This window comes from Enterobacter cloacae complex sp. SYL001, assembly GCF_049237025.1.
Classification (GTDB): Bacteria; Pseudomonadota; Gammaproteobacteria; order Enterobacterales; family Enterobacteriaceae; genus Enterobacter; species Enterobacter intestinihominis.
In genome coordinates this window covers 212,267-236,341 of the sequence record NZ_JBMKJI010000001.1, presented here as the reverse complement: position 1 = coordinate 236,341, position 24,075 = coordinate 212,267, and the positions used below count along the sequence as shown (strand labels likewise).

25 protein-coding genes and 2 pseudogenes are annotated in these 24,075 nt (G+C 50.9%); 10 read left to right on the top strand and 17 right to left on the bottom strand.

The genetic code is table 11. From position 1 onward, the window contains the following. Positions 1 to 55 precede the first annotated feature (55 nt). Together ACOTZP_RS01080 and ACOTZP_RS01075 are read right to left on the bottom strand one after the other, a co-directional pair. The gene (locus ACOTZP_RS01080) at positions 56 to 1,480 is read right to left on the bottom strand and encodes a PLP-dependent aminotransferase family protein (RefSeq protein WP_271074704.1); all 1,425 of its coding nucleotides are present in this window, start codon (positions 1,478 to 1,480) and stop codon (positions 56 to 58) included. Positions 1,481 to 1,562: 82 nt separating this feature from the next. Further along, positions 1,563 to 1,751 carry a hypothetical protein gene (locus tag ACOTZP_RS01075; protein WP_017693360.1) on the bottom strand — a complete coding sequence of 63 codons (189 nt, stop codon included), beginning with the start codon at positions 1,749 to 1,751 and terminating at the stop codon, positions 1,563 to 1,565. Positions 1,752 to 2,168: 417 nt separating this feature from the next. Here ACOTZP_RS01075 and ACOTZP_RS01070 point away from each other — a divergent pair, with 417 nt between their 5' ends. The 6 genes from ACOTZP_RS01070 to hslJ all read left to right on the top strand — a co-directional run bounded on the left by ACOTZP_RS01070 (position 2,169) and on the right by hslJ (position 6,611). Continuing rightward, positions 2,169 to 2,651: an Hcp family type VI secretion system effector gene (locus ACOTZP_RS01070; RefSeq protein WP_063147267.1), complete on the top strand. Its 483-nt coding sequence runs from the start codon at positions 2,169 to 2,171 to the stop codon at positions 2,649 to 2,651. Further along, positions 2,648 to 3,127, top strand: a complete 480-nt coding sequence (locus ACOTZP_RS01065; protein WP_072053791.1) for a DUF2778 domain-containing protein — start codon at positions 2,648 to 2,650, stop codon at positions 3,125 to 3,127. The genes ACOTZP_RS01070 and ACOTZP_RS01065 overlap by 4 nt, the downstream gene beginning before the upstream one ends. Positions 3,128 to 3,510: 383 nt before the next feature. Further along, positions 3,511 to 4,905 carry a cytochrome ubiquinol oxidase subunit I gene (locus ACOTZP_RS01060; protein ID WP_271074703.1) on the top strand — a complete coding sequence of 465 codons (1,395 nt, stop codon included), beginning with the start codon at positions 3,511 to 3,513 and terminating at the stop codon, positions 4,903 to 4,905. A 5-nt stretch (positions 4,906 to 4,910) separates the two neighbouring features. Continuing rightward, on the top strand, positions 4,911 to 5,921 hold the full coding sequence (cydB, locus tag ACOTZP_RS01055) for a cytochrome d ubiquinol oxidase subunit II (RefSeq protein WP_048966802.1): 1,011 nt from the start codon (positions 4,911 to 4,913) through the stop codon (positions 5,919 to 5,921). Then, the gene (locus ACOTZP_RS01050; RefSeq protein WP_017693358.1) at positions 5,921 to 6,049 is read left to right on the top strand and encodes a DUF2474 domain-containing protein; all 129 of its coding nucleotides are present in this window, start codon (positions 5,921 to 5,923) and stop codon (positions 6,047 to 6,049) included. Before cydB ends, ACOTZP_RS01050 begins: the two co-directional genes overlap by 1 nt. 124 nt (positions 6,050 to 6,173) lie before the next feature. After that, positions 6,174 to 6,611: a heat shock protein HslJ gene (hslJ, locus tag ACOTZP_RS01045; RefSeq protein ID WP_271074702.1), complete on the top strand. Its 438-nt coding sequence runs from the start codon at positions 6,174 to 6,176 to the stop codon at positions 6,609 to 6,611. A 1-nt stretch (position 6,612) separates the two neighbouring features. On the opposite strand, the gene ACOTZP_RS01040 is transcribed toward hslJ, so the two are convergent. Continuing rightward, positions 6,613 to 6,879: a DUF333 domain-containing protein gene (locus tag ACOTZP_RS01040; RefSeq protein ID WP_003856935.1), complete on the bottom strand. Its 267-nt coding sequence runs from the start codon at positions 6,877 to 6,879 to the stop codon at positions 6,613 to 6,615. 270 nt (positions 6,880 to 7,149) lie between these two features. Between ACOTZP_RS01040 and nifJ the strand changes: the two genes are divergently transcribed. After that, positions 7,150 to 10,674 carry a pyruvate:ferredoxin (flavodoxin) oxidoreductase gene (gene nifJ, locus ACOTZP_RS01035; RefSeq protein ID WP_271074701.1) on the top strand — a complete coding sequence of 1,175 codons (3,525 nt, stop codon included), beginning with the start codon at positions 7,150 to 7,152 and terminating at the stop codon, positions 10,672 to 10,674. A gap of 387 nt (positions 10,675 to 11,061) precedes the next feature. Next, complete coding sequence (gene ompC / locus ACOTZP_RS01030; protein ID WP_271074700.1) at positions 11,062 to 12,189, top strand: porin OmpC; 1,128 nt, start codon at positions 11,062 to 11,064, stop codon at positions 12,187 to 12,189. Positions 12,190 to 12,222: 33 nt separating this feature from the next. Here ompC and ACOTZP_RS01025 read toward each other — a convergent pair whose 3' ends face one another. The 3 genes from ACOTZP_RS01025 to ACOTZP_RS01015 all read right to left on the bottom strand — a co-directional run bounded on the left by ACOTZP_RS01025 (position 12,223) and on the right by ACOTZP_RS01015 (position 13,182). Next, the gene (locus ACOTZP_RS01025; RefSeq protein WP_045308183.1) at positions 12,223 to 12,645 is read right to left on the bottom strand and encodes a GFA family protein; all 423 of its coding nucleotides are present in this window, start codon (positions 12,643 to 12,645) and stop codon (positions 12,223 to 12,225) included. Positions 12,646 to 12,648: 3 nt separating this feature from the next. Continuing rightward, positions 12,649 to 12,846, bottom strand: coding sequence for a hypothetical protein (locus ACOTZP_RS01020; protein ID WP_022648260.1), 198 nt, complete (start codon positions 12,844 to 12,846; stop codon positions 12,649 to 12,651). A 204-nt stretch (positions 12,847 to 13,050) separates the two neighbouring features. Beyond that, on the bottom strand, positions 13,051 to 13,182 hold the full coding sequence (locus ACOTZP_RS01015; RefSeq protein WP_257393828.1) for a hypothetical protein: 132 nt from the start codon (positions 13,180 to 13,182) through the stop codon (positions 13,051 to 13,053). Between the two features lie 81 nt (positions 13,183 to 13,263). Here ACOTZP_RS01015 and ACOTZP_RS01010 point away from each other — a divergent pair. Both ACOTZP_RS01010 and ttcA read left to right on the top strand, forming a co-directional pair. After that, a pseudogene (locus ACOTZP_RS01010) lies at positions 13,264 to 13,448 on the top strand (site-specific integrase); the annotation flags it as partial. 48 nt (positions 13,449 to 13,496) lie between these two features. Continuing rightward, positions 13,497 to 14,432, top strand: a complete 936-nt coding sequence (ttcA, locus tag ACOTZP_RS01005) for a tRNA 2-thiocytidine(32) synthetase TtcA (RefSeq protein ID WP_001186974.1) — start codon at positions 13,497 to 13,499, stop codon at positions 14,430 to 14,432. Between the two features lie 43 nt (positions 14,433 to 14,475). Here the strand turns inward: ttcA and dbpA are convergent, their stop codons facing one another. From dbpA to ACOTZP_RS00950, 11 genes and pseudogenes are all read right to left on the bottom strand, one after another. After that, on the bottom strand, positions 14,476 to 15,849 hold the full coding sequence (dbpA, locus tag ACOTZP_RS01000) for an ATP-dependent RNA helicase DbpA (RefSeq protein WP_069596616.1): 1,374 nt from the start codon (positions 15,847 to 15,849) through the stop codon (positions 14,476 to 14,478). 57 nt (positions 15,850 to 15,906) lie between these two features. Beyond that, positions 15,907 to 16,053 (bottom strand): hypothetical protein, encoded by a 147-nt coding sequence (locus ACOTZP_RS00995; protein ID WP_369702450.1) that lies wholly within the window; start codon positions 16,051 to 16,053, stop codon positions 15,907 to 15,909. Positions 16,054 to 16,334: 281 nt separating this feature from the next. Further along, on the bottom strand, positions 16,335 to 17,318 hold the full coding sequence (gene zntB, locus ACOTZP_RS00990; RefSeq protein WP_023314230.1) for a zinc transporter ZntB: 984 nt from the start codon (positions 17,316 to 17,318) through the stop codon (positions 16,335 to 16,337). A gap of 90 nt (positions 17,319 to 17,408) precedes the next feature. Then, positions 17,409 to 18,539, bottom strand: coding sequence for a methyl-accepting chemotaxis protein (locus ACOTZP_RS00985; protein ID WP_271074699.1), 1,131 nt, complete (start codon positions 18,537 to 18,539; stop codon positions 17,409 to 17,411). Between the two features lie 313 nt (positions 18,540 to 18,852). After that, on the bottom strand, positions 18,853 to 19,341 hold the full coding sequence (locus ACOTZP_RS00980; protein WP_023306365.1) for a hypothetical protein: 489 nt from the start codon (positions 19,339 to 19,341) through the stop codon (positions 18,853 to 18,855). Positions 19,342 to 19,366: 25 nt separating this feature from the next. Further along, a complete protein-coding gene (locus ACOTZP_RS00975; protein WP_271074698.1) occupies positions 19,367 to 20,698 on the bottom strand; it encodes a VasL domain-containing protein in 1,332 nt (443 codons plus the stop codon). 23 nt (positions 20,699 to 20,721) lie between these two features. Then, positions 20,722 to 21,177, bottom strand: a complete 456-nt coding sequence (gene tssE / locus ACOTZP_RS00970; RefSeq protein WP_332976570.1) for a type VI secretion system baseplate subunit TssE — start codon at positions 21,175 to 21,177, stop codon at positions 20,722 to 20,724. Between the two features lie 416 nt (positions 21,178 to 21,593). Beyond that, on the bottom strand, positions 21,594 to 21,893 hold the full coding sequence (locus ACOTZP_RS00965) for a hypothetical protein (protein WP_271074696.1): 300 nt from the start codon (positions 21,891 to 21,893) through the stop codon (positions 21,594 to 21,596). Positions 21,894 to 22,000: 107 nt separating this feature from the next. Further along, positions 22,001 to 22,315, bottom strand: a pseudogene (locus tag ACOTZP_RS00960) (type VI secretion system tip protein VgrG); the annotation flags it as partial. 4 nt (positions 22,316 to 22,319) lie between these two features. Next, positions 22,320 to 22,775 (bottom strand): type VI secretion system lipoprotein TssJ, encoded by a 456-nt coding sequence (gene tssJ / locus ACOTZP_RS00955; RefSeq protein WP_421633650.1) that lies wholly within the window; start codon positions 22,773 to 22,775, stop codon positions 22,320 to 22,322. 478 nt (positions 22,776 to 23,253) lie between these two features. Further along, positions 23,254 to 24,072, bottom strand: a complete 819-nt coding sequence (locus tag ACOTZP_RS00950) for a hypothetical protein (RefSeq protein WP_332976893.1) — start codon at positions 24,070 to 24,072, stop codon at positions 23,254 to 23,256. Positions 24,073 to 24,075 lie beyond the last annotated feature (3 nt).

Sequence of the window (24,075 nt, the reverse complement as noted above, 5' to 3'; positions counted from 1 at the left end):
TCCGCACTCCCTTACTAAAGGTAGACCGCGCATCATGTCGCTTCAGGAATTTTCATCAAGGTGTGACTGGGGGCAGCATCATTTCGCGAATTAACGCCGCCAGTTGGACGACCGCCTGCTCCTCCCGCTCGCCCCATCCCCATGAGGTATTGAAACGGAAAAACGGTGTCCAGATATTGGAGGTGGAAAACATTTTGCCGGGCGCAATGCTGATTTGATGAGTTAATGCCTTTTCACTCAACTGCCCCGCATCCAGCTGTTCAGGCAGTTCCAGCCATAAAAAGTAGCCGCTGTCGTTATGATGGATTTTGACGCCAGCAGGCATATGGCGCAAAAGCGATTGCCAGGCCTGCTGTTTGCGTTCAGCAAGCGTGCGCCGCAGGCGACGAAGGTGGGCGTCGTAACGTTTGGTCGCCAGGTAATCCACCAGCGCCAGCTGCATGGGGGAGCTGGTGGATAACGTACTCATCAGCTGTAACTGCTGAATACGGCGCGCATGTTTTCCCGCCGCCACCCAGCCAATACGGAAACCGGCCACCAGACACTTGGAGAATGAGGAGCAGTGCAACGTCATATCCTGCTTATCCCAGGCCTTTGCCGGAAGCGGCTTTTCGCGGCCAAAGTAGAGTTCGCTGTAAACATCGTCTTCAATCAGCGTGACGTTATGCCGGGTTAATAAGGCCACCAGCTGAGCTTTCTTCTCTGCACTCAGCGTGAAGCCGAGCGGGTTCTGACTGTTGGTCATCAGCCAGCAGGCTTTCACCGGATAATCATTTAACGCCTGCTCAAGGGCACTGAAATCGATGGCCTCACGCACGTCAGTAGCAACCGACAGCGCTTTCAGTTTCAGACGTTCAAGTGCCTGGAGTGCGCCATAAAAACAGGGGTTTTCAACGATAACCCAGTCACCTGGTTCAGTGACAGCCTGCAAACTAAGGTTGAGTGCTTCGAGCGCGCCCGCGGTGATCACAATTTCGTCCGGGGAGATATTCATCCCCTGCTGAGCGTAGCGACGGGCAATGGCATGACGTAAGTCGACGTTACCCGGCGGCAGGTTTTCAATCACGCTCATGGCCGTGGCCGTTTTACTGACATTAGCCAGCGAGCGGTTGAGTTGCTGAAGCGGGAATAGGCGCGGATCGGGAAATGCCGAGGCAAAAGGGACAACGGAGGGGTCGCGGCTGGCCTGTAGCACGTCGAAGATATAGGTGTTGATGTCAACTACTTCATCGCGCATCACCTGCGCGGGCGGTGCTGGCTGGTGTGTGGTCGGACGGGCGGCAACGTAATAGCCTGACTGCGGTCTGGCAACAATGCGCCCCTGACTTTCCAGCATCTGATACGCGTGGCCCACGGTCATGAAACTCATGCCGCTGCTTGCCACCTGCTCTCGCAGAGAAGGCAGCTTATCGCCCGGCAACCATACGCCAAGCTCAATCTGCGAGATAATTTGTTGCGCCAGACGCTGGTATTTTTTCATCAGATTCTCCTTATTGCTGACAGTGTATATCAGCAGGAGAAAAAGAGAAGAATTTGCTAACTGTTATGGGAAACGCGGTAGATTACTTGCGGTACTCAGTAATGTGATTCTGAGCAGAACGCGCTGCGGCCAGGTGGTCGAGAGTGATCATCGACGATTTGCAGAAAATGCATTTTGCGCCGAACGGATTTTTGTCAGACACATCAAAAGCTGAGGTGCGGTACTGCGAGCCATGACAGCATGGGCAGCGGAAATGGATATAAGAAGTCATAGGATTCTCCTGTAAACGTAAAAACGTAAATTACTCATGAGCCGATCAGGCAAAAGTTGGTTCGATACAAAACTAATCGGAATGTAGATAAAGACCCAAGAGAGGCTGCGGAGAGGCACAACGTGATGAGAACTGCTTTATAAAACTACGTCAGATATTTATTTGGATTCAAAACCAGAAATCCATTAACGCATGTTGCAGGCGACAAAGCAAGCTGTTTAATGCGTAAAAATCATAAAAAGAAATTTTTTATTCAAGATTGTCTACAGCTTCATTGATTATTCAAGAAACCGATTTCGAAGCACCAACACATAACACATTGAAATATAATTGTTTTATATGGCATTTTATGCCTACCTGGTTGGTTCAACAGAGGTATTAACTTTTCAGATTCACTCAGAAAAAAGGAACTATAGGATGGCAATTCCAGCATACCTCTGGCTAAAAGATGACGGTGGCGCGAATATTAAGGGCTCTGTCGACGTTGTAAATCGTGAGGGAAGTATCGAAATTTTGAGTTTTGGGCACGGCCTGTATCTCCCTACCGACAACATGACCGGTAAGATCACAGGTACCCGTATTCATAGCCCACTTAATTTTGAAAAAGAGTTCGACAGCTCAAGCCCCTATTTGTACAAAGCAGTAGCAAAAGGACAAACCTTAAAAAGCGCTGAGTTTAAGTGGTATCATATCAATAATGCAGGCCAGGAGGTCGAATACTTCAACATGCTACTGGAGAACGTGAAAGTTGTCTCTATCTGCCCACTCATGCATGATATAAAAAATCCCGCGACTGAAAAACATAACCATCTCGAAAGTATCGCACTTCGCTACGAAAAGATTACCTGGAAGCATTGCGACGGGAATATTCTCTTCTCTGATGAATGGAAAGACAGATGATTCGATGTACTTTTCATTTAAACGGGGGACAGCTTTCAACGCTGAGCTGTCCTGGCCTGGGTTTTTTCCCCGCATATTCAGGAAACTCAGGTCACAACAGAAACAATCCTGATGCCGTTTCAACGCCTGAGGTAGGGCCATTACCACCCGGACTCTATTATATCGTTACACGTCCTCGAGGTGGGTTAGCTACCCACTGGCATGATGTTATCAAAGAGTTTGAAAGCGGATCGAACCGTGATTTTTGGTTTGCTCTTTATCGTCATGATAATCACATTGACGATACAACCTTTATCAACAGAGTTGAGCGAGGATCTTTTCGTCTACACCCTGCGGGACAGTCCGGTATTAGTAATGGATGCATCACATTACCAAACCATGCTCACTTCAGAATATTAATGCATGGACTACTGGCGTCCGGCACAATAAAAGTCGCTGCTGGATTAAATGCACTTGGCACCATACAGGTATATTGATGAATGCAAGAAAACATGCCCTTACGTGGGTGGTCGAAACATTGATGCTTTTCATTATTTATTCGCTGGTATGCTACATCATGCCGGATGTTTTGCTTTATCACCTCTACACCAGACATTTTGGATTTGTAACTGAACTTGAATGGAGTGAAAGCTACACATTATTACTTTTTATTTTTTCCTTTCTGCTTAACGCCGTATTGATCTACCTTTGGGCGTTACGAAAGTGAGCGTTAACATGGGCGGTAATATTACCGCCCGATACAAGTTTCACATAGACGGTCAAGAAAACTGTTATAGATAAATAACATCGGTCTGTCTCTGCAACCCAGACCTGGCAAAGCTTAGAATGGCATCGAATTTTTTGCACTGCGGAGTTTTGCATGTTTGGTTTCGATGCGTTTCATCTTGCGCGAATACAGTTCGCCTTTACCGTATCCTTTCATATTATTTTTCCGGCGATAACCATTGGCCTGGCGAGCTATCTCGCCGTGCTGGAAGGGCTGTGGCTGAAAACAAAAAACCCCGTCTGGCGTTCGCTGTACCATTTCTGGTCGAAGATCTTCGCCGTCAACTTTGGGATGGGCGTGGTCTCCGGCCTGGTGATGGCTTATCAGTTTGGCACCAACTGGAGCGGGTTTTCGCAGTTTGCGGGCAGCATTACCGGCCCTCTGCTGACCTATGAAGTGCTCACCGCGTTCTTCCTTGAGGCGGGGTTCCTCGGGGTAATGTTGTTTGGCTGGAATAAGGTCGGGCCGGGGCTGCACTTCTTTTCGACCTGCATGGTGGCACTGGGGACCCTCATGTCTACGTTCTGGATCCTCTCGTCAAACAGCTGGATGCATACACCGCAAGGGTATGAAATCATCAACGGTCAGGTCGTTCCGGTGGACTGGTTTGCCGTGGTGTTTAACCCCTCCTTCCCTTACCGCCTGCTGCACATGTCGATAGCGGCATTTCTCAGCAGTGCACTGTTTGTCGGAGCCTCCGCGGCCTGGCATTTGCTGCGCGGAAACAACACGCCTGCCATTCGCACCATGTTCTCCATGGCGTTGTGGATGACGTTGATCGTAGCCCCTGTTCAGGCACTGTTGGGTGATATGCACGGGCTTAATACCTTAAAATACCAGCCCGCGAAAATAGCCGCCATTGAAGGCCACTGGGAGAATCCCCCGGGTGAGCCTACTCCACTGCTGCTGTTTGGCTGGCCGGATATGGAGCAGGAACGGACCCGTTTTAGCCTTGAAATTCCCGCTCTCGGCAGCCTTATCCTGACCCACAGTTTCGATAAACAGGTTCCGGCATTGAAGGAGTTCCCAAAAGACGATCGCCCGAACGCCACCATTGTCTTTTGGTCTTTCCGCATCATGGCCGGTTTAGGGATGTTGATGCTCTTCCTGGGCATGGTGGCGGTCTGGCTGCGTTACAAACAGCGCCTCTACACCTCACGTTCCTTCCTGTGGTTTGCCCTGCTGATGGGGCCGTCCGGGCTGATCGCGATCCTCGCCGGATGGGTAACAACGGAGGTCGGCCGCCAGCCCTGGGTCGTCTATAGGCTACAGCGTACGAAGGATGCGGTTTCCGCACATGGCGATCTGCACATGAGCATCAGCTTGCTGGCCTTCTTCGTGGTTTATACCGCGGTGTTCGGCGTGGGTTACAGCTATATGGTGCGTCTGATTAAAAAAGGGCCGCAGCCTTATGAATCCTTCGCGACTGAATCCGATGGCCGCCCTGCTCGTCCGCTTTCTGCCGTCACCACTGAATTTAAGGAGTAACCGTAATGGGTATCGATCTTTCCATTATCTGGTTCGTGATTATCGTTTTCGCCACGTTGATGTATATCGTGATGGACGGTTTTGATCTGGGGATAGGCATACTGTTTCCGGTAACGCCGAATGCGGACGATCGCGACGTAATGGTCAACAGCGTGGCTCCCGTCTGGGACGGCAACGAAACCTGGCTGGTGCTTGGCGGTGCGGCCCTGTTTGGCGCCTTTCCTCTCGCCTATGCGGTGATCATCGACGCGCTAACCCTTCCACTGACAATAATGCTGATCGGGCTTATATTTCGTGGCGTCGCCTTCGAATTTCGCTTCAAAGCGACTCCGGCGCACCGCCCGTTCTGGGATAAGGCCTTTATTGGCGGGTCAATTGTGGCGGCCTTCAGCCAGGGCATCACCGTCGGCGCGGTCATCCACGGGTTCAGCGTCACCGGTCGCGCTTACAGCGGTGGTCCGTTTGACTGGTTTACCGCGTTCAATCTTTTCTGCGGTGCGGGTCTTGTGGTGGCTTACGCGCTGTTAGGATCAACGTGGCTGGTAATGAAAAGTGAAAATGCCCTGCAACAGCGGATGCGTCAGGTATCGAAAGTGCTTCTGCTCCTGCTTCTGGTATTCATTGCGGTAATCAGTATATGGACCCCTCTCGCCCAACCAGCCATTGCTGCGCGCTGGTTTACGCTGCCGAATCTGTTTTATCTGCTGCCCGTTCCTGCGCTGGTTGCGATCCTGAGTCTGTGCCAGTGGCGCTGCCTGAACGATCCTGCGAGCCATACTCTGCCGTTTATCATGACGTTAGGGCTGGTTTTTCTTGGATTTAGCGGGCTTGGGATCAGCATCTGGCCGCATATCATCCCGCCGGACATTACCCTCTGGCAGGCCGCTGCGCCAGCCCAAAGCCAGGGCTTCATGCTGGTGGGCGCACTGTTGATCATTCCTGTGATTCTGGTCTACACCTTCTGGAGTTATTACGTTTTTCGCGGAAAAGTACAGCATGGGGAGGGTTATCACTGATGCAACAACCTGTATGGAAACGTTTGATGTGGCTTGCCATCATCTGGGGCGGCAGCGTCCTGGCACTGGCCTGCGTAAGTATGCTCTTTAAAATGCTGATGGCCGCAGCCGGATTTAAATCGCACTAATTTATTCACCGGGTGCGTTGCCGCCCGGTCCTTATCTCGCACTTTCAGATAAACCCCATTAACACCCTGGAGGGTATGGTTACACTGAAAAAATATTTACAGCATTGATAGTTTGAGAAGAAAAATGAAAAAGCTCGCGGCAGTAAGTTTAATCAGCCTCGCACTGGCGGGATGCGTTAATCCCGGTAAAGCCTCCGTTCAGACCGATCAGTTAGAGAATCACCGTTTCGTGCTGGAAAACGTTGATGGAAAAGCGGTTAAGGGCCTGAAAACGCAGCCTGAAATTCGGTTCAGCGCGCAGCCCAGTATCAGCCTGATTAACAACATTGCCGTCTCCGGCACAATGTGCAACGGCTTCAACGGCCAGGGAAAATTGTCCGAAGGAGAGTTGACGGTCAAAACGCTGGCAATGACGCGGAAACTCTGCACCGAGCCGCAGCTAAATGAACTGGATCAGACCATCGCCGATATGCTACGCACAGGCGCACAGGTAGACCTGACCGAAGACCAGTTAACGCTGGCGACAGCCAATAAAACATTGATGTTTAAGCGAGTTGAATAACTCAGTAACTTCCGCACGAACCTACGGCAAGCGACTGCTCACTACAGCGTTTGCCATTTGGCAATGCGCACATGCCGATGGCGGAGCCGTCAAGCTGACGGGCAACGGAGAGTGAACCGCCGATCATTGCGCAGTTGGCCTGGCCTGAACTGGACATAGCCGCTCGCATACCTGGCGTAACGTGTGCCGCTGTCGCCTGCTGTACAGGTTCATTGCTGCATGCCGACAACAGTAACGCGGCACATCCGACCCAAAATGCTGAACGCATACCTTCCTCCCCATAAATAAAGCGAAACCTATGCATAATAGGCATCACGCGCCGCATCGTCGAGAGCGGATGTGCGTATTTATGCGCCCTGGTAACAATTTCTCGCAATTTTTTAACGCGAATAGCCATCCAGTCATTGATACAGCGCATCCCAAGGACACAAAAGCGAAAATCGTAAAACCTGAGCTTTGCTAAAATACACAGATAATATTCAGGGTCTGTCGTCGTTTTACAGGCCCCTCTTTTTGCGCAATGTAAGGGTGTTGTCCTATGCAAACTATTGACGGCAATGGTGCAGTCGCGTCTGTTGCGTTTCGTACCAGCGAAGTGATCGCCATCTACCCCATCACGCCCAGCTCCACCATGGCTGAACAGGCTGACGCCTGGGCTGGTAATGGGATAAAAAACGTCTGGGGCGATGTCCCGCGGGTTGTAGAGATGCAGTCCGAAGCCGGCGCCATTGCCACCGTGCATGGTGCGTTGCAGACCGGTGCCCTGTCGACCTCGTTCACCTCGTCTCAGGGGCTGCTGTTGATGATCCCCACGCTTTACAAGCTGGCAGGACAATTAACGCCGTTTGTCCTGCACGTCGCCGCACGTACTGTAGCCACACACGCGCTCTCTATTTTTGGCGACCACTCAGACGTGATGGCCGTGCGTCAGACCGGCTGCGCTATGCTCTGCGCCAGCAGCGTGCAGGAAGCACAGGACTTCGCGCTGATTTCGCATATCGCCACGCTGAAAAGTCGAGTGCCATTTATTCATTTCTTCGATGGTTTTCGCACCTCTCACGAGATCAATAAAATCGTTCCGCTGCCGGATGACACTATTCTTAACCTGCTGCCGCAGGCTGACATTGATGCCCATCGCGCTCGGGCCCTCAATCCGGAACATCCGGTGATCCGGGGTACCTCTGCGAACCCGGATACCTATTTCCAGTCCCGCGAGGCGACAAACCCGTGGTACAACGCGGTGTATGAGCACGTTGAACAGGCGATGGACGATTTTGCCGCTGCGACGGGTCGCGCATATAAGCCATTTGAATATTACGGTCATCCGCAGGCCGAGCGCGTAATCGTCCTGATGGGCTCCGCCATCGGCACCTGCGAAGAGGTGGTCGATGAGCTTCTTACGCGTGGTGAAAAAGTTGGCGTGCTAAAAGTTCGCCTCTACCGTCCATTCTCTGCGAAACATCTGCTCGCAGCCCTGCCGGAAAGCGCGCGTGCCGTGGCGGTACTTGACCGCACCAAAGAGCCTGGCGCGCAGGCTGAACCCCTTTACCTTGATGTAATGACCGCTCTGGCTGAGGCATTTAATCACGGTGAGCGCGAAACGCTGCCGCGCGTCATTGGCGGGCGTTATGGTTTGTCTTCCAAAGAGTTCGGGCCGGAGTGCGTCCTGGCCGTATTTGCTGAACTGCGCGAGGCAAAACCGAAGCCGCGCTTTACGGTCGGCATTTATGATGACGTGACTAACCTTTCTCTCCCTTTGCCGGAAAACACCCTGCCCTCGAATGCGAAACTGGAAGCGCTGTTCTACGGTCTGGGCAGCGACGGCAGCGTCTCGGCGACCAAGAACAACATCAAAATTATCGGTAACTCCACGCCGTGGTATGCGCAAGGGTATTTCGTCTACGATTCCAAAAAAGCGGGCGGGTTGACCGTCTCGCACCTGCGCGTCAGCGAACATCCAATCCGCTCGGCATACCTGATTTCTCAGGCGGATTTTGTTGGCTGTCATCAGCTCCAGTTTATCGATAAATACCAGATGGCCGAGCGCCTGAAGCCCGGCGGTATTTTCCTGATCAACACCCCGTATAGCGCCGATGAGGTCTGGGCACGACTGCCCCAGGAAGTCCAGGCGGTGCTAAACCAGAAACAGGCGCGCCTGTATGTCATTAACGCCGCGAAGATCGCCCGCGAGTGCGGCCTGGCCGCGCGTATCAATACGGTTATGCAGATGGCGTTCTTCCACCTGACCAATATTCTGCCGGGCGACAGCGCGCTGATGGAGCTCCAGGGGGCGATAGCCAAAAGCTACAGCAGCAAAGGTCAGGAGCTGGTTGAGCGCAACTGGCAGGCGCTGGCGCTGGCCCGCGAGTCGCTGTTCGAGGTGCCGTTGCAGCCGGTCAATACCAGCAGCCCGAACCGGCCGCCAGTGGTGTCTGACGCTGCCCCGGATTTCGTCAAAACCGTTACGGCGGCGATGCTTGCCGGGTTGGGCGACACTCTTCCCGTCTCTGCGCTTCCGCCTGATGGCACCTGGCCGATGGGCACGACCCGCTGGGAAAAACGCAACATTGCCGAAGCGATCCCTATCTGGAAAGAAGAGCTGTGCACCCAGTGCAACCACTGCGTGGCGGCCTGCCCGCACTCGGCCATTCGCGCCAAAGTGGTGTCGCCAGAAGCGATGGCGGACGCACCGGAAAGTCTGCACTCGCTGGATGTAAAATCCCGTGATATGCGTGGCCAGAAATATGTTCTTCAGGTGGCACCAGAGGACTGTACCGGCTGTAACCTGTGCGTCGAGGTGTGCCCGGCGAAAGATCGTCAGGATCCCTCAATCAAAGCCATTAATATGATGTCGCGTCTGGAACATGTTGAAGAAGAGAAAGTGAATTATGACTTCTTCCTCGACCTGCCCGAAATCGATCGCAACAAGCTGGAACGCATTGACATTCGTACCTCGCAGCTCATCACCCCCCTCTTCGAGTACTCCGGGGCGTGTTCCGGATGCGGTGAAACGCCGTACATCAAACTGCTTACCCAGCTTTACGGCGACCGGATGCTGATTGCCAACGCGACAGGCTGCTCGTCAATCTATGGGGGGAACTTGCCGTCCACGCCTTATACCACCGACGCGTATGGCCGCGGCCCGGCTTGGGCAAACTCGCTATTTGAGGATAACGCAGAATTTGGTCTGGGATTCCGCCTGACGGTCGATCAGCACCGCGCCCGCGTAATGCGTCTGCTGGAACAGTTTGCCGATAAAATCCCGGCAGAGCTGAATGACGCCCTGCATGCGGAGGCCACGCCTGACGTTCGTCGCGCACAGGTTGCTGAACTGCGCCACGCGCTTCAGGGTGTTGAAGGGGCTGAACAACTGCTGACCGATGCTGACGCGCTGGTTGAAAAATCTATCTGGCTGATCGGTGGCGACGGATGGGCCTACGATATTGGTTTCGGTGGTCTTGATCACGTCCTGAGCCTCACCGAAAACGTTAACATTCTGGTGCTTGATACTCAGTGTTATTCCAACACCGGCGGACAGGCCTCGAAAGCAACGCCACTGGGTGCGGTCACGAAATTTGGTGAGCATGGCAAACGTAAGGCGCGTAAAGATTTGGGCGTCAGCATGATGATGTATGGACACGTCTACGTCGCGCAGATTTCGCTGGGCGCGCAGCTTAACCAGACGGTGAAAGCCATTCAGGAAGCGGAAGCGTATCCTGGCCCGTCGCTGATCATCGCCTACAGCCCGTGTGAGGAGCATGGCTACGATCTGGCGCTTAGCCACGACCAGATGCGTCAGCTTACCGCAACCGGCTTCTGGCCGCTGTACCGCTTTGACCCGCGCCGTGCCGATGAAGGAAAATTACCGCTGGCGCTGGATTCCCGTCCGCCTTCAGACGCCCTTGCCGAAACCTTACTTCAGGAGCAGCGTTTCCGCAGGCTGAACGCTCAACAACCAGAAGTAGCAGAGCAGCTATGGAGGGACGCGGCAGCGGATCTTCAGAAGCGTTATGACTTCCTTGCACAGCTGGCGGGGAAAGCGGAAAAATCAACCAGCGAATAACCGTTATGCCCGGCTTGCCCGGGCATTTTTTTGCCATAAAAAAGCCCGATGCACGTGCACCGGGCTAATCCAAATGTTCGGTGAAAATTGCCTCAACGTTCTGAACAATATTCACGTGAATTATGGATGAAAAAATCTTAAAGGCATATAACGCCATGGAGAATACCTTCTTTACCACTTAATTAATAATTTTTATTTTGTATCGATTATAACGATTAATTCACGGCATCAATTGTTATTTCAAACGCATCATTTGCTTTAGATTTTACTCAACCCGTAACAATTATATTTTATTCATCAACCCTCTGTGTGATTTAGCATGGGACAGCTTTCCATCCCGGAAAGTTCACTAAGCAATAAAAAAATAACTGCAAAGGAATAATCAAAATGCAAAGAAAAGTACTGGCACTGATGATCCCCGCTTTGTTAATGGCTGGAGCCGCTCACGCAGCTGAAATTTATAATAAAGACGGCAATAAACTGGATCTGTATGGCAAAGTAGATGGTCTGCATTATTTCTCTGACGATGCGTCAAAAGATGGCGACCAAACCTATATGCGCCTGGGTTTCAAAGGTGAAACCCAAATCAACGACATGATGATCGGTTACGCGCAGTGGGAATACAACATTCAGGCAAACAACACCGAAGGCTCTGACAATCAGTCCTGGACGCGTCTGGCCTTCGCGGGTGTGAAGGTGGGCGACTACGGATCCTTCGATTACGGCCGTAACTATGGCGTCCTGTACGACGTAGAAGGCTGGACCGATATGCTGCCAGAATTTGGTGGCGACTCTTATACTTATGCCGATAACTTTATGACCGGTCGTGCAAACGGCGTGGCGACCTACCGTAACACCGACTTCTTTGGTCTGGTGCAGGGTCTGAACTTCGCGGTGCAGTATCAGGGTAATAATGAAGGTAATAACTGCGATGAGAATTTCTGCTCTACCAATGAAGGGACCAACAACGGTCGTGATACACGTCATGAAAATGGTGACGGTTACGGTATCTCCGCAACCTATGATTTCGGCATGGGCTTCAGCGCAGGCGCGGCATATGCTTCATCTGACCGTACTAACGATCAGGTAAATTACACTACTGCGGGAGGTGATACTGCGGATGCATGGACCGCAGGCCTCAAATACGATGCCAACAACATTTACCTGGCTGCAATGTATTCCGAAACCCGTAATATGACGCCGTACGGCGACAATGCAGATGCGGTTGCAAATAAAACCCAGAACTTTGAAGTGACCGCACAATATCAGTTCGATTTCGGTCTGCGCCCGGCTGTTTCCTATTTACAGTCCAAAGGTAAAGATCTGGGCAATGGTCAGGACGATAAAGACCTGGTGAAATACGCTGACGTCGGTGCTACCTACTATTTCAACAAAAACATGTCCACCTATGTTGATTATAAAATCAACCTGCTGGATGAAGATGATTCATTCTACAAAAACAATGGCATCGGTACGGATGACATCGTAGCGTTAGGTCTGGTTTACCAGTTCTAATCCCGTTAGCCCGCAGCGATCTGCGGGCTAATTTTATCTCTGTTTCGCCTGTTCTTTGCGAAAAGAGAGATAGCCAATTACCCCGCTGTCGCCATCCATAGGGTGATTTACTCCATCCATTACCGCCACTTCCGGGAAGTCGAATGGCGTAACATTCTCCAGACAGGCGACATTCACACCATATTCATTGGGATTGGAACGTCGTTGATGGAACGTATAAATACCGCAAACCGAGCAGAAGAAATGGCGCGCAGTGCCGGTGTTGAAACGGTACTCTGTGAGCGTGTCCGCGCCCTGCGTCACCTTAATACCCGTCAACGGCGCGGAAACCACTACTGCCCCGCGCATCCTGCAAAACGAGCAGCTACATCGCCGTGCGGTATTCAGGCCGTCCGTCAGCTCAACAGTAAATTTCACCGCCCCACAATGACACTGTGCATGACGAATTTCAGCCATCGCTTATACCCCTTTTCTCACTAACTCAGCCGCTTTCAAAAAGACCTCATCTTCGACACCATCCCCCTTCTGCCTGCCGAGCCTCACCAGCTCATCGACAATACTTTCACGGTTGATGATCTTCTGCGCTGAAACCAGCCCGATAACGGCGGCACCAATCGCCAGCCCAACTAATCCTGTCTGTTCGTCTTTATTTTTCATAGAAGCGCTCCCTTGTTCCCCTCAAAAGCGTAGCAGGAGAACTGTAAAACGTGCTGGAACGCGGGGAAGAGGTCGGTGCTTTATCTCACCTTCTCGTCCGGCAAAACAGGGGGTTCTGAGCGGGTATCGGAATATCGTGAATAGCGTTGCGCATAGAGAGGCCGTAATGGGTGTTAAAACCGCCTTCGTAAAGGCGGCTGGTCATTACTCTGGATCTTTATCGCCTGATTCAGGCGCTGAGCCAGGATCATCTTTCGGTTTTCTTCCATCCTTTCCCGGGTTATCCGGGCTGGGATTATAATCAGGATGGTCACCATTAACGGGTCGGTCAGTCATTTTCACCTCCGTTTTTACTGCGTAAGCTGTAAGTGTAGACAACCCGTTAGTCTTAACCAAACTTCTTTGAGGGGCTCATTTGTAAATCGTGCTGGCATTCGGCGCTGCAATCCGTACCATACACGACACACTTTCGCATGCTGGTTTTTACCGGTAGCCGCAAACCCGTCTTTTATCGCTAACCAGATGGGCACATAAATGCGCAGATGGTGTATGAAATCTATGCTACATGGATAGAAGAGATGAACACGAAGCTGACGCTTTGAAATCGTTTTCTCACCCTGTGCCCCATTTGAGATCTGAGTAACGAATAGATGCAACAAAATCAAGAGATTAACAAGAAAGAACAGTACAACCTGAATAAACTGCAAAAGCGACTGCGCCGTAACGTGGGCGAAGCCATTGCAGACTTCAACATGATTGAAGAAGGCGATCGCATCATGGTCTGCCTGTCGGGCGGTAAAGACAGCTACACCATGCTGGAGATCCTGCGCAATCTACAGCAAAGCGCACCGGTGAACTTTTCCCTGGTCGCGGTTAACCTCGATCAAAAACAGCCAGGATTCCCGGAGCATATCCTGCCGGAGTACCTTGAGAACCTGGGCGTTGAGTACAAAATCGTAGAAGAGAATACCTACGGCATTGTAAAAGAGAAGATCCCGGAGGGCAAAACGACCTGCTCGCTTTGCTCACGTTTGCGTCGCGGCATTCTGTACCGCACCGCAACCGAACTGGGCGCCACCAAGATTGCGCTTGGTCATCACCGGGACGACATTCTGCAAACGCTGTTTTTGAATATGTTTTACGGCGGCAAAATGAAGGGAATGCCACCGAAGCTGATGAGTGACGACGGCAAACACATCGTGATCCGCCCACTCGCCTACTGCCGCGAGAAAGACATTGAGCGTTTCTCTCAGGCCAAAGCCTTCCCTATCATTCCGTGCAATCTGTGCGGTTCACAGCCGAACCTGCAACGTCAGGTCATTGGCGACATGCTGCGTGACTGGGATAAACGCTATCCGGGTCGCATTGAAACCATGTTCAGCGCCATGCAGAACGTGGTGCCTTCGCACCTCGCCGATGTTGAACTGTTCGATTTCAAAGGGATTAACCACGGTTCAGAGGTGGTGAACGGCGGGGATCTGGCGTTTGACCGCGAAGAGATCCCGATGCAGCCTGCTGGCTGGCAGCCAGAGGAAGAGGATGCGCAATTCGATGAACTGCGCCTGAACGTGGTGGAAGTGAAATAACCTGACTGCGTCTCAGACAGTGCTTCTGAGACGCTTTTTTCCCTTACTTCAGCAGCCGAACGCGGCAGGTTTTCCCTTTAATCTTCCCGCCCTGCAACTGTTTCCAGGCCTTATGCGCAACCGACTGGCGAACCGCTACATAGACATGTGCAGGATGGACCGTGATCTTGCCAATTTCTGCCCCGTCGAGACCGATATCCCCTGTTAACGCCCCCAGAACGTCACCGGGACGCATTTTGGCTTTTTTTCCGCCGTCGATGCACAGGGTGGCCATTTCCGCCGCCAGCGGAGCGATGCTGATATTACCGGGGGCATTCACCCAGTTGAGTTTCAGTTGCAGCATTTCCGCAAGAATATTAGCGCGCTGCGCCTCTTCAGGCGCGCAGAAGCTGATCGCGAGACCGCTGTTACCCGCACGCGCGGTACGCCCGATGCGGTGGACATGCACTTCCGGATCCCATGCCAGTTCGAAATTCACCACCAGTTCAAGCGATTTAATATCCAGGCCACGAGCCGCCACATCCGTTGCAACCAGCACGCGAGCGCTGCCGTTAGCGAAACGCACCAGCGTCTGATCGCGATCGCGCTGCTCCAGATCGCCATGCAGCGATAATGCGCTCTGTCCGGCATCATTCAGGGCATCGCACACCGCCTGACAATCTTTTTTGGTATTACAGAACACCACGCAGGACGCTGGCTGGTGTTGGCTAAGCAATTTTTGCAGCAGTGGAATTTTGCCCTGCTGCGACGTCTCGAAGAACTGCTGCTCAATCGCTGGCAATGCATCGACAGTATCGATTTCAATGGTCAGCGGGTTCTTCTGCACGCGCCCGCTGATCGCCGCAATCGCCTCTGGCCAGGTGGCAGAAAAAAGCAGCGTCTGACGCGTGGCTGGCGCAAAGCGAATCACTTCGTCAATCGCATCGCTGAAGCCCATATCCAGCATGCGGTCAGCTTCATCCATCACCAGCGTTTGCAGTGCATCGAGTGAAACGGTGCCTTTTTGCAGGTGATCGAGCAGACGGCCCGGCGTTGCCACAATGATATGCGGCGCGTGTTGAAGGGAATCGCGCTGCGCACCGAACGGTTGTCCGCCGCAGAGCGTTAAAATTTTAGTGTTAGGCAAAAAACGCGCCAGACGACGCAGCTCACCCGCGACCTGGTCGGCCAGCTCGCGCGTCGGGCAGAGTATCAGGGACTGGGTCTGAAACAGGGTTGCATCAATATGCTGCAACAGGCCGAGTCCAAATGCAGCCGTTTTTCCACTACCGGTTTTCGCCTGCACGCGCACGTCCCGGCCTTCAAGGATAGCTGGCAGCGCGGCGGCCTGGACAGGGGTCATAGTGAGGTAACCCAATTCATTCAGGTTAGTCAGTTGGGCTTCAGGCAGAACGTTGAGCGTGGAAAAAGCGGTCACAATATACTCTCATGGTAATGATTGCAGTCAGATGGCGCGTATCCTCGCAGATCTCCGCTAACGATGCGACAATTTAATCGGTTCTTCGTCCGGTGGCGGATCCGGCATCGGCTGCGGACGCGGGATGGGATCGGGAATTGGGGTCGGATCGGTGGGCACCGGATCGGACTGCCATGTGTTCAGGCGTTGCAGGGCAAGTAGCATACTCATCTTTTCCTCCAGATTAGGGTGCTTACCCCTAAAGGGTAGACGCAGATAAACAGGAGGCAAAAAAAAGCCGACTATGAAGTCGGCGTCGTACGAATCAATTGTGCTATGCAGTAATTCAAAAAAAGGAAGTAAGACAATATGGAGCGCAACGCCCATCGCTTGACGTTGCATTCACCTGCGGGAGTCATATTGCACCTAACATGGTCTAAGTTTATTGACTTCGCTCAATTAAAATGTCGTTTTGAAGCAGTCGCAGCATTAGAAAATGCGTAAATTTACAGCCATTTACTACGATGCAACCACCACGCAACACCGCCAATCAAAACCACTAACATGACGCAAAATGTCGTGAAGCCATAGTGATATTCACCGCCGGGGATCCCTCCGAGGTTTACGCCAAACAACCCCGTCAGGAAGGTACTCGGTAAAAAGACCATCGCCATCAGCGACATGGTGTACGTTCTCCTGGCTAACGACTCCTGCATTACCTGGGCTATCTCATCCGCCATGACTGCCGTTCTGGCAATACATGAGTCAATCTCGTCCAGACCACGTCCGAGCCGGTCAGCGATATCCTGCATTCTGCGGCGCTGATCGTCGTTCATCCAGCTCATGCGTTCGCTGGCCAGTCGCGCATAAACGTCGCGCTGGGGGGTCATATAGCGGCGCATCACGATGAGCTGTTTACGCAGCAACGCCAGAAAACCACGTGGGGGGATTTGCTGATCGAGCAAGTTATCTTCCAGATCGATGATTTTATCGTGAAGTTCTTCTATAAACTCGCTGGCATGATCGGTCAACGCATCACACACATCCACCAGCCAGCTTCCGCAATCCGTTGGTCCCGTGCCCTCTTTCAGATCGTTAATGACGTCATCCAGCGCCAGCACTTTTCGCTGGCGGGTGGAAACAATCAGCCGTTCATCCATATAAACACGCATTGCCACCAGCTGATCCGGACGCTCATCCGTACTGCCGTTTATACAACGCAGCGTAATTAACGTCCCCTCACCCATCCGGCTGACGCGGGGTCTGAGACTTTCTCCCGCCAGCGCATCCCGAACGTTGTTGGGCAATAGCGGCGTGGACGCGAGCCACTCGGCGCTGTCCGGGTGCGTGTAGTTGAGGTGCAGCCAGCATGGATGTTCGTTGTCGATGTGATCCTGATCTTCAAGCGGCCTTGCGCCGCCACGTCCATCAAACACCCATGCAAAAACTGCGTCAGGTACGTTAACCTCAGACCCTTTGATGCTCTCCACAGCGCCTCCACCGTTTTATCTCTTTCGGTGTCAGTCTAGCTTTCGCCGAGGGTTAAGCAATAATTATGTGAGGCATCGTCCTGAATACGCTCAGGAATTCACCGCCCATTCGCGGCTTTTTAATGCATTATCAGTCTGGAACTCATTTTCCAGACGGAAATTACGTGTTCGTGTCTGGAGCTCATTCACCTGATTGCGCAGCACATCTGACGATCCATTGAGTTCTTCAACCATCGACACGTTGCTCTGCGTTACGCGTTCAAGCTCAGACAATGCCTGCGTAATTTGTGAAATACCTTTTTCCTGTTCCGATGTTGAGGCGGAAATTTCATCCATCAGTCTGCTGACGTTGCCCGAACCGGTAACAATGTCATGCATGTTTTTTTCGGCTTCAGAGACCACGTTAACGCCCTGCGTCACGTTATGGCTGGTAACTTCAATAAGTGACTTAATATTTTTTGCCGCTTCGGCGCTACGATGTGCCAGGCTTCTCACTTCACCCGCGACCACAGAAAACCCTTTACCATGGTCGCCCGCTCGTGCCGCTTCGACGGCGGCGTTAAGCGCCAGAATATTGGTCTGAAAAGCGATACCGTCAATCAGCGAGATAATCTCCGTCATTTGCTGGGCGCAGTCGGTAATTGATTGCATATTGTTCGCGACCTGCCCCATTAACTCTCCGCCTTTACGCGCCTGCAACGTCGCGAGATTCGCCTGTTCGCTGGCTAAACGGGTATTGTCGGCATTATTTTTTGTACTTGCAGCCATCTCTTCCATGCTGGCTGCCGTTTGCACCAGCGAAGCTGACTGCTGTTCTGTTTTGACGGATAGCTGCGCGCTGCGTGAAGAAAGCTGATCTGACAGGGTCATCGCGGTTTGCGAGGAGGCGCGGATCTCACGGACCAGCGTTGCAATGTTGCTGGAGAGACTATTAATGCCCGGGATCAGTCGTCCCGCACAGTTGTTGCCGAATTCAGGGATCGACACGCCGAGATTGCCTGACGTCACTTCTTCAATACTTTTTTTCACAGTATTGATCGGCGTCACAAGATATTTTGTCATATACGCCCAGAGTAAAATTAAGGCGATACATTGTACGATAATGACTGCAATAAAAAGCGAAAAACTCCCTGAAAATAGCGCTATAACTCCATCACTTACCAAAAACACACATAAAAGGAAATAGACAATGAAGGTTCTGACACTAATATTTCTTAGCATAGTTTTTCCTACGACTTTATATTTTTGTGGGCTCTAAGGTTTATAGCATTGCCACAGTATTTTGTCCTCACGTTCGTCGTTGGTTTGTTGTTTTGCAGTTTGATTTGAGCAGTTTCGCTTAAGGCAGATAAAAAGCATGATATACGGTAAATATCCAGCTTGTAGTTTGGTTACCGCCACCCCTTAAATATTAGCGCTTACCTATTTAAGAAGGAGTACCGTAGATCAACATTGTTTAGTCATGCTTAATAAGTTAACGTAGTTAATATATATCAACTACGTTACCGTGACCTCCCACCAGGCTGGCTTACGTTCAGGCCAGACAGTCGACTGACTGGAAAAAATAGTCCTCCGTCATGAGGACATTCTCTTTCACACTTTGATGTCCGCGACGAATATACCAGCCTGTTTCAGGCGCCATGCTTAAATGGTATATCCTCTCCCCCGATATACTGCCGGGGGCATTAATGCACATTGTCATACACCCCTTCTCTGATCCCCTGATGATCTGTTCTGGTATAATGCTGACGCTGCGATCTCCATTTCGCAGAATGACAGTCGTGATGACATAACGACATATACTGCTACTGAGGCTGTAGCCGACCGTACTCAAATCGGTGATATGCTTTTGGGATAACAGGACTTCAATACCAGAACCCTCAAACCAAACAATAATTTGCTGTGCAAGATCATCCATCCGCTGACAAAAAGCCCTGACTTCGGCTTCAGCCGTATTAATATGAATCGGTTTATTTACGTTATTCTGCTGCACTTTCTTAAAAAAACGCTCTCTTACTGACATGTTAACTCCGTGTTTTTCGCCCGTCTTATTGTTCTTTTTTGTGCTTCAGCAGGGCGTAGCTAACAATCAACTGCTGAAGATGTTGTTCGACCTTGTTTTGCTGCGCTGCTGACCGGGGTTGCCCGGCAGGTAGAGTGGAAAGCAGACGAAGCTGCTCCTCAAGCGGTAGGGTTTGGCTAAATGACTGCGACATGGCAAACACGTCTGATTTCAGTTCACTCACCGTCATGTACTTCCCCTTCTGTTCATCCAGTGCGTTCAGCTTGTTCGTCAACTGCTGCAACTGCGCCATACCCTGATGCCATCCATTCAGATCTAAATCTGCTAGCGCAGCGATACTCATCTGTTTCTGCCAATGTTGCGCCAGGGGTTTGGCCTCTTCCGGCCACAGCGTCAGCGCCTGCTGCACCAGACGGTCGCCGAAGCTCACTGCCCAGTCTGGTTTCAACTGTAAAAGCTGCGCTAACAGCTGTTGTGTCTTGCCAATCCCCGGTTCCGGTGACGGTGACGTTTGTTGCAGCGCCTCTAATTGCCCTGTAGATAGCCCTTGAGGTAGAGGAGCCAGAGCCGCGGCTAGCTGCGCTTGTGCCGAATCTGGCGCATGCAACATCTGCCATCCTCCTGCGACGACACTGGCTGCCACCAGCATGGTCAACATACCAGCAGCAAATGGCTTCCAGGGTTTCATCGACACCGGAGGTTCTTTAACCACCCCAACGTTCAGCACCGGCTCGGGCTCAACCACATAAACCCATTTACTACGCTCAGTCGGTTCGACGAGGTGAATTTCCGTAGCACCCAATGCGTCACCGTGCAGACTCATGTCCGTATTTTCGCTCTTTTCCAGACGCACTGCTGCGTTCTGCATCATCGTGCGCAGAGCATCAAGCTGAGTAGCATGCTTGAGTTCCATACGCTGCAAGACGTCCCCCAAAGCTCTCAGATGCTCTTCAGACTGATACAGCTGCCCTAAGTCAGCGTACGTCAGCGATAGCGTTCGTACTACCTGTTGCAGGCGCTTGCTGAGTGCACTAAGGATTTCGATTCGCGCATGGACAGGCTGTGGCCAGAGGTTTCCCCACTGGCGGGCTACCAGTGCAGCCAGTACCGCCAGCCCTTCATTCATGCCGTAGAGTCCGGCAAGATGCGTGCGGGCGAGCGTATACCAGGCAGCCGTTTGTAGCTCCACACCGTTATGCTCGAACAGTGACAGACAGAGCGTTTCCGCATGTTGCCAGTTAACATCCGGGCGTGCCGGATGGGTGAGCTTGTTCATTTCGTCGCGCAAGGCAGCGTAATCCGCAAGCGTGCGCGGATCCCCGCCGGTTTTAAGTTGGCGTTCAGAATTTATTGTCATAACTGTTTTAACCTGAGTAATAACTAGATGGCGGCTCGTGCATCGAGGTATTGCTGTTGTTTCAGATGACGGATTAATACCCTGCCCTCGGGCATAAATTCCGTGCCGTAGCGCACCAGCCCGACCCCCTTCAGCTCCGCATCAATGGCGTAGCGGAGTTCACCGGGCTGAATCTGTTCCTGCATAACCACGTTCATCCGGCTCAGGCGCGGCTCATATTTCAGCAACACGGTCGACAGTGTAGTGATCAGCTGGTGGGCGGTCCCGGGCATTCCCTGGAGGATTTTTGTCATATCCGGCAGACCGTAGTCCGGCAGGTGGGCCAGCGTACCGGCGCGGCAGTTGAGGATGCGCTGCATGTTATCGAGTACTGATAAAATCACCTGATTCTGTTCGCTGACCTGGCTGAGGCTCAGGCCCCCTGAGAAATTACCGCTCAGCATTTCATAAAGCGATGGCGTATTGTGTCCCTGTGGCATAAGTCATTATATGAACACATTCCGTTTGCAAAGCATCCATTGTTTAGACATTGACGGGTAGGGTTCAGCATTATTCCTGGCTTATTTGCAGCTATAACGCTGCCAGCACCAATGTAATTCGCTGACTCACGCCTTATTTCCTTCGCGGCTTTAAGCCCAGTGACTGATTCAGGTGTAGTGAGTCCTGATTTTACCTTTCTTTGTCATTACACTGGCCGCCAGAGCAACCTTTCAGTATTCACCCATTTGTTAAGAGTTTATATTCATCCGTATCAGCGATTAGTGTGACCGGATACTGATATGATGCTTACCGTACTTACGGTAATAAATCGCTATAGCCCATACTATTTCATTGCCTTAATCGCGTTTCCAGGTCAATTCTGACCAAGGGGCGGAGCGAATTGGCATTTTAAACGTTAACCACACTCTGGAATTTTCCATCCAGCCCACCCTTCACTTGTTGGATACATTGCATATTGCCCGTGCCATTCTGGTGCAACCGAATCAGAGAACTGAGCTTGCCAAAAGTGCCATGCAGAGCTTTTTATTTTATTCCCATTGGAATCATATATAACAAAAAAAGATTGATTGGAAAACAGCCGTAATACTCTCCCAATACCACAATGTGGTCGATAGTCAGGAATATAAGTAGTCAGTTCGCATTTATTATCTCGACTCCATATAGAATCATTCTTGATTGCGTTTTGATAAGCCATGATCTTAATCACCATTAGCAAAACGCAAAAGAAGAAAATTGATATCAACATGAAGCAGCACGTTTTTTATAAAGCTATGCATTTATATTCACCTCTTTCCAGTAAATATATTCCTCCATATCTACCTTATTCAAATGAATGATAAGGTAGTGAGACTGGTCCTTTGAGGTGGAAAGCCATTCCGTGCGGGTCACCATGCCGTGCACACTTTTGCCGCTCCGCATCCGGAAGGAAGCATATTTCATCAGCACCTGTTCCGGGGGAATGTTCGCCTGAAACGTTGTGAACTCGATGTCCCAGCGGAATGGTTCGCTCAGTGCTTCCATGCCGTAAAAGCGCAGGACATCCGGCTTCACTTCACAGTCATTAATATCCAGAAAGTAACGGGTCTGTCCGTCAAAAAGCGCTGACCAGTTATCCATCACGTCACTCCTTCACCGGCACGAGGCTGAGCCAGCCATCGCCCAGTTCAATCGTGCGCGGTTTGTCCGGGTCGAGATCGTCACGGGTCAGCACCAGACGCCAGCGGTTGTCCTTCTGATCCGGCCGGTTAAACAACCCCACCACCGCCACGAACTGAGTGTCCTCATCCATGGGCATATTGAGCGTCACGCTGCCTTCGGGCATCACCAGCAGCTCTTTTGATGCCAGCACGTCGTCCTTAAGTACCGTATCGGCCTTGCGCAGCAGCGTCTGGTAATCAGCGGCATCAACCGCCTTACGATCCCGGAGCTGATAAACCCGCACCATGGTCGCCAGCGGCGTCTGTGCGCCATCGGCGTTGATGGCCTTGCGCGGGGTAAAATCCAGATGCAGTGTTTTAATTTTCTTGTAGAAAATGGAGGCGACGTTCGGTTGTGTGGAGCATTGTGAAATTCGTATCGAAAATAAAGAGAAAGGTCACCAGTGAAATTTCTGATGAGAGTTTCGTATAGAGAGGGCGATTTATAATTTAATTCATGTTTTTGGGGTTTCCCAAAAAGTATCAAGCTAATTATCATTGGCATTCGTGTGTTCTGAATCTTTCCTTTTCATGCTTCTCAAAAAAATCACCAACATATATCCAACCGAACAAGAAAGAAGCATCAATAAAACTCTGAGAGGATTCGAACTATACCATGAATACAGCATAAAGATAATAACCAAGCCAAAGATTAATAAAGAGTACTTTGGTTTTATAAATGCAGACAGGAATACAACAGGAATAATAACACACCTCACATAAAACATTACAAAACCGAGCCCTACCCCCCTACTCCGTGGTATAAAATGTGTCATATACCATTCGTAACCAAAATGATGTACTGCCAGGACGGTGATACACCCAAGGAGAGCTATTAGTAATTTTACTAAAATGTTTTTATTTTTTCCAAATGCCATATTTTTCTAACTCACCATTGTTTATGTGCTCACCAAGAATCTCGGGATTTGCGTTAAGATTAGTCTCTTCTACAATAACGGCGGGGTATGATTTACCAGTAGACTCAACCTTATATTTAAAGTTTTTGCTGGCGAACAATGCTCCTCTCAATACAAAATAATTATCATATTCATTGGAGTAGTCAACCTCTCCCGTAATCGTACCAGCCCCCCATTCAATACCGGTCTGTACTGCCTTAAGTATACTCTGATCACTACGGTAATTACTACGGCAATTACTACGGTAAGTGTCGACAGCAAATGGAATTTGCCCTACAGCATCTGTCCAGTAAGGAATGCCAGATATCAGTACCAATAAATAGCCGGCACCTCCCTCCGGATTTTGTTTCCAGTCCCCCTCCATATTTTTGTAAAAACTATAAGAAGGCCTGTCAATCAGGGAAAACTTAGCGATATCTGACCACGTGAATATTTTGTAGGCTTTTTTTGCGTAATCAGCTTCGTTAACACACAACAATTCCCGATAGTTATCAGCTAACGGTTCAACCCATTGATATTTAAAATTATCATACAAGTCTTGAGATGTCATAATTCTGAAAGAATCATTTTCACCCCCTCTCAAAACAAACAAAACATCAGCATTTTTCCTTGTGATTATTAAGATATTTGGCACGTAGATTTTATGTGCTTCTTCATCTTTTTCAGGCGTAGTGTTACCTTTTATTCCTAATTCAGTTTTTCCATCCTTTGTAACGATTAGATAAGATTTTCCATCGACTTCAATACTGATTTTTTTCATTGA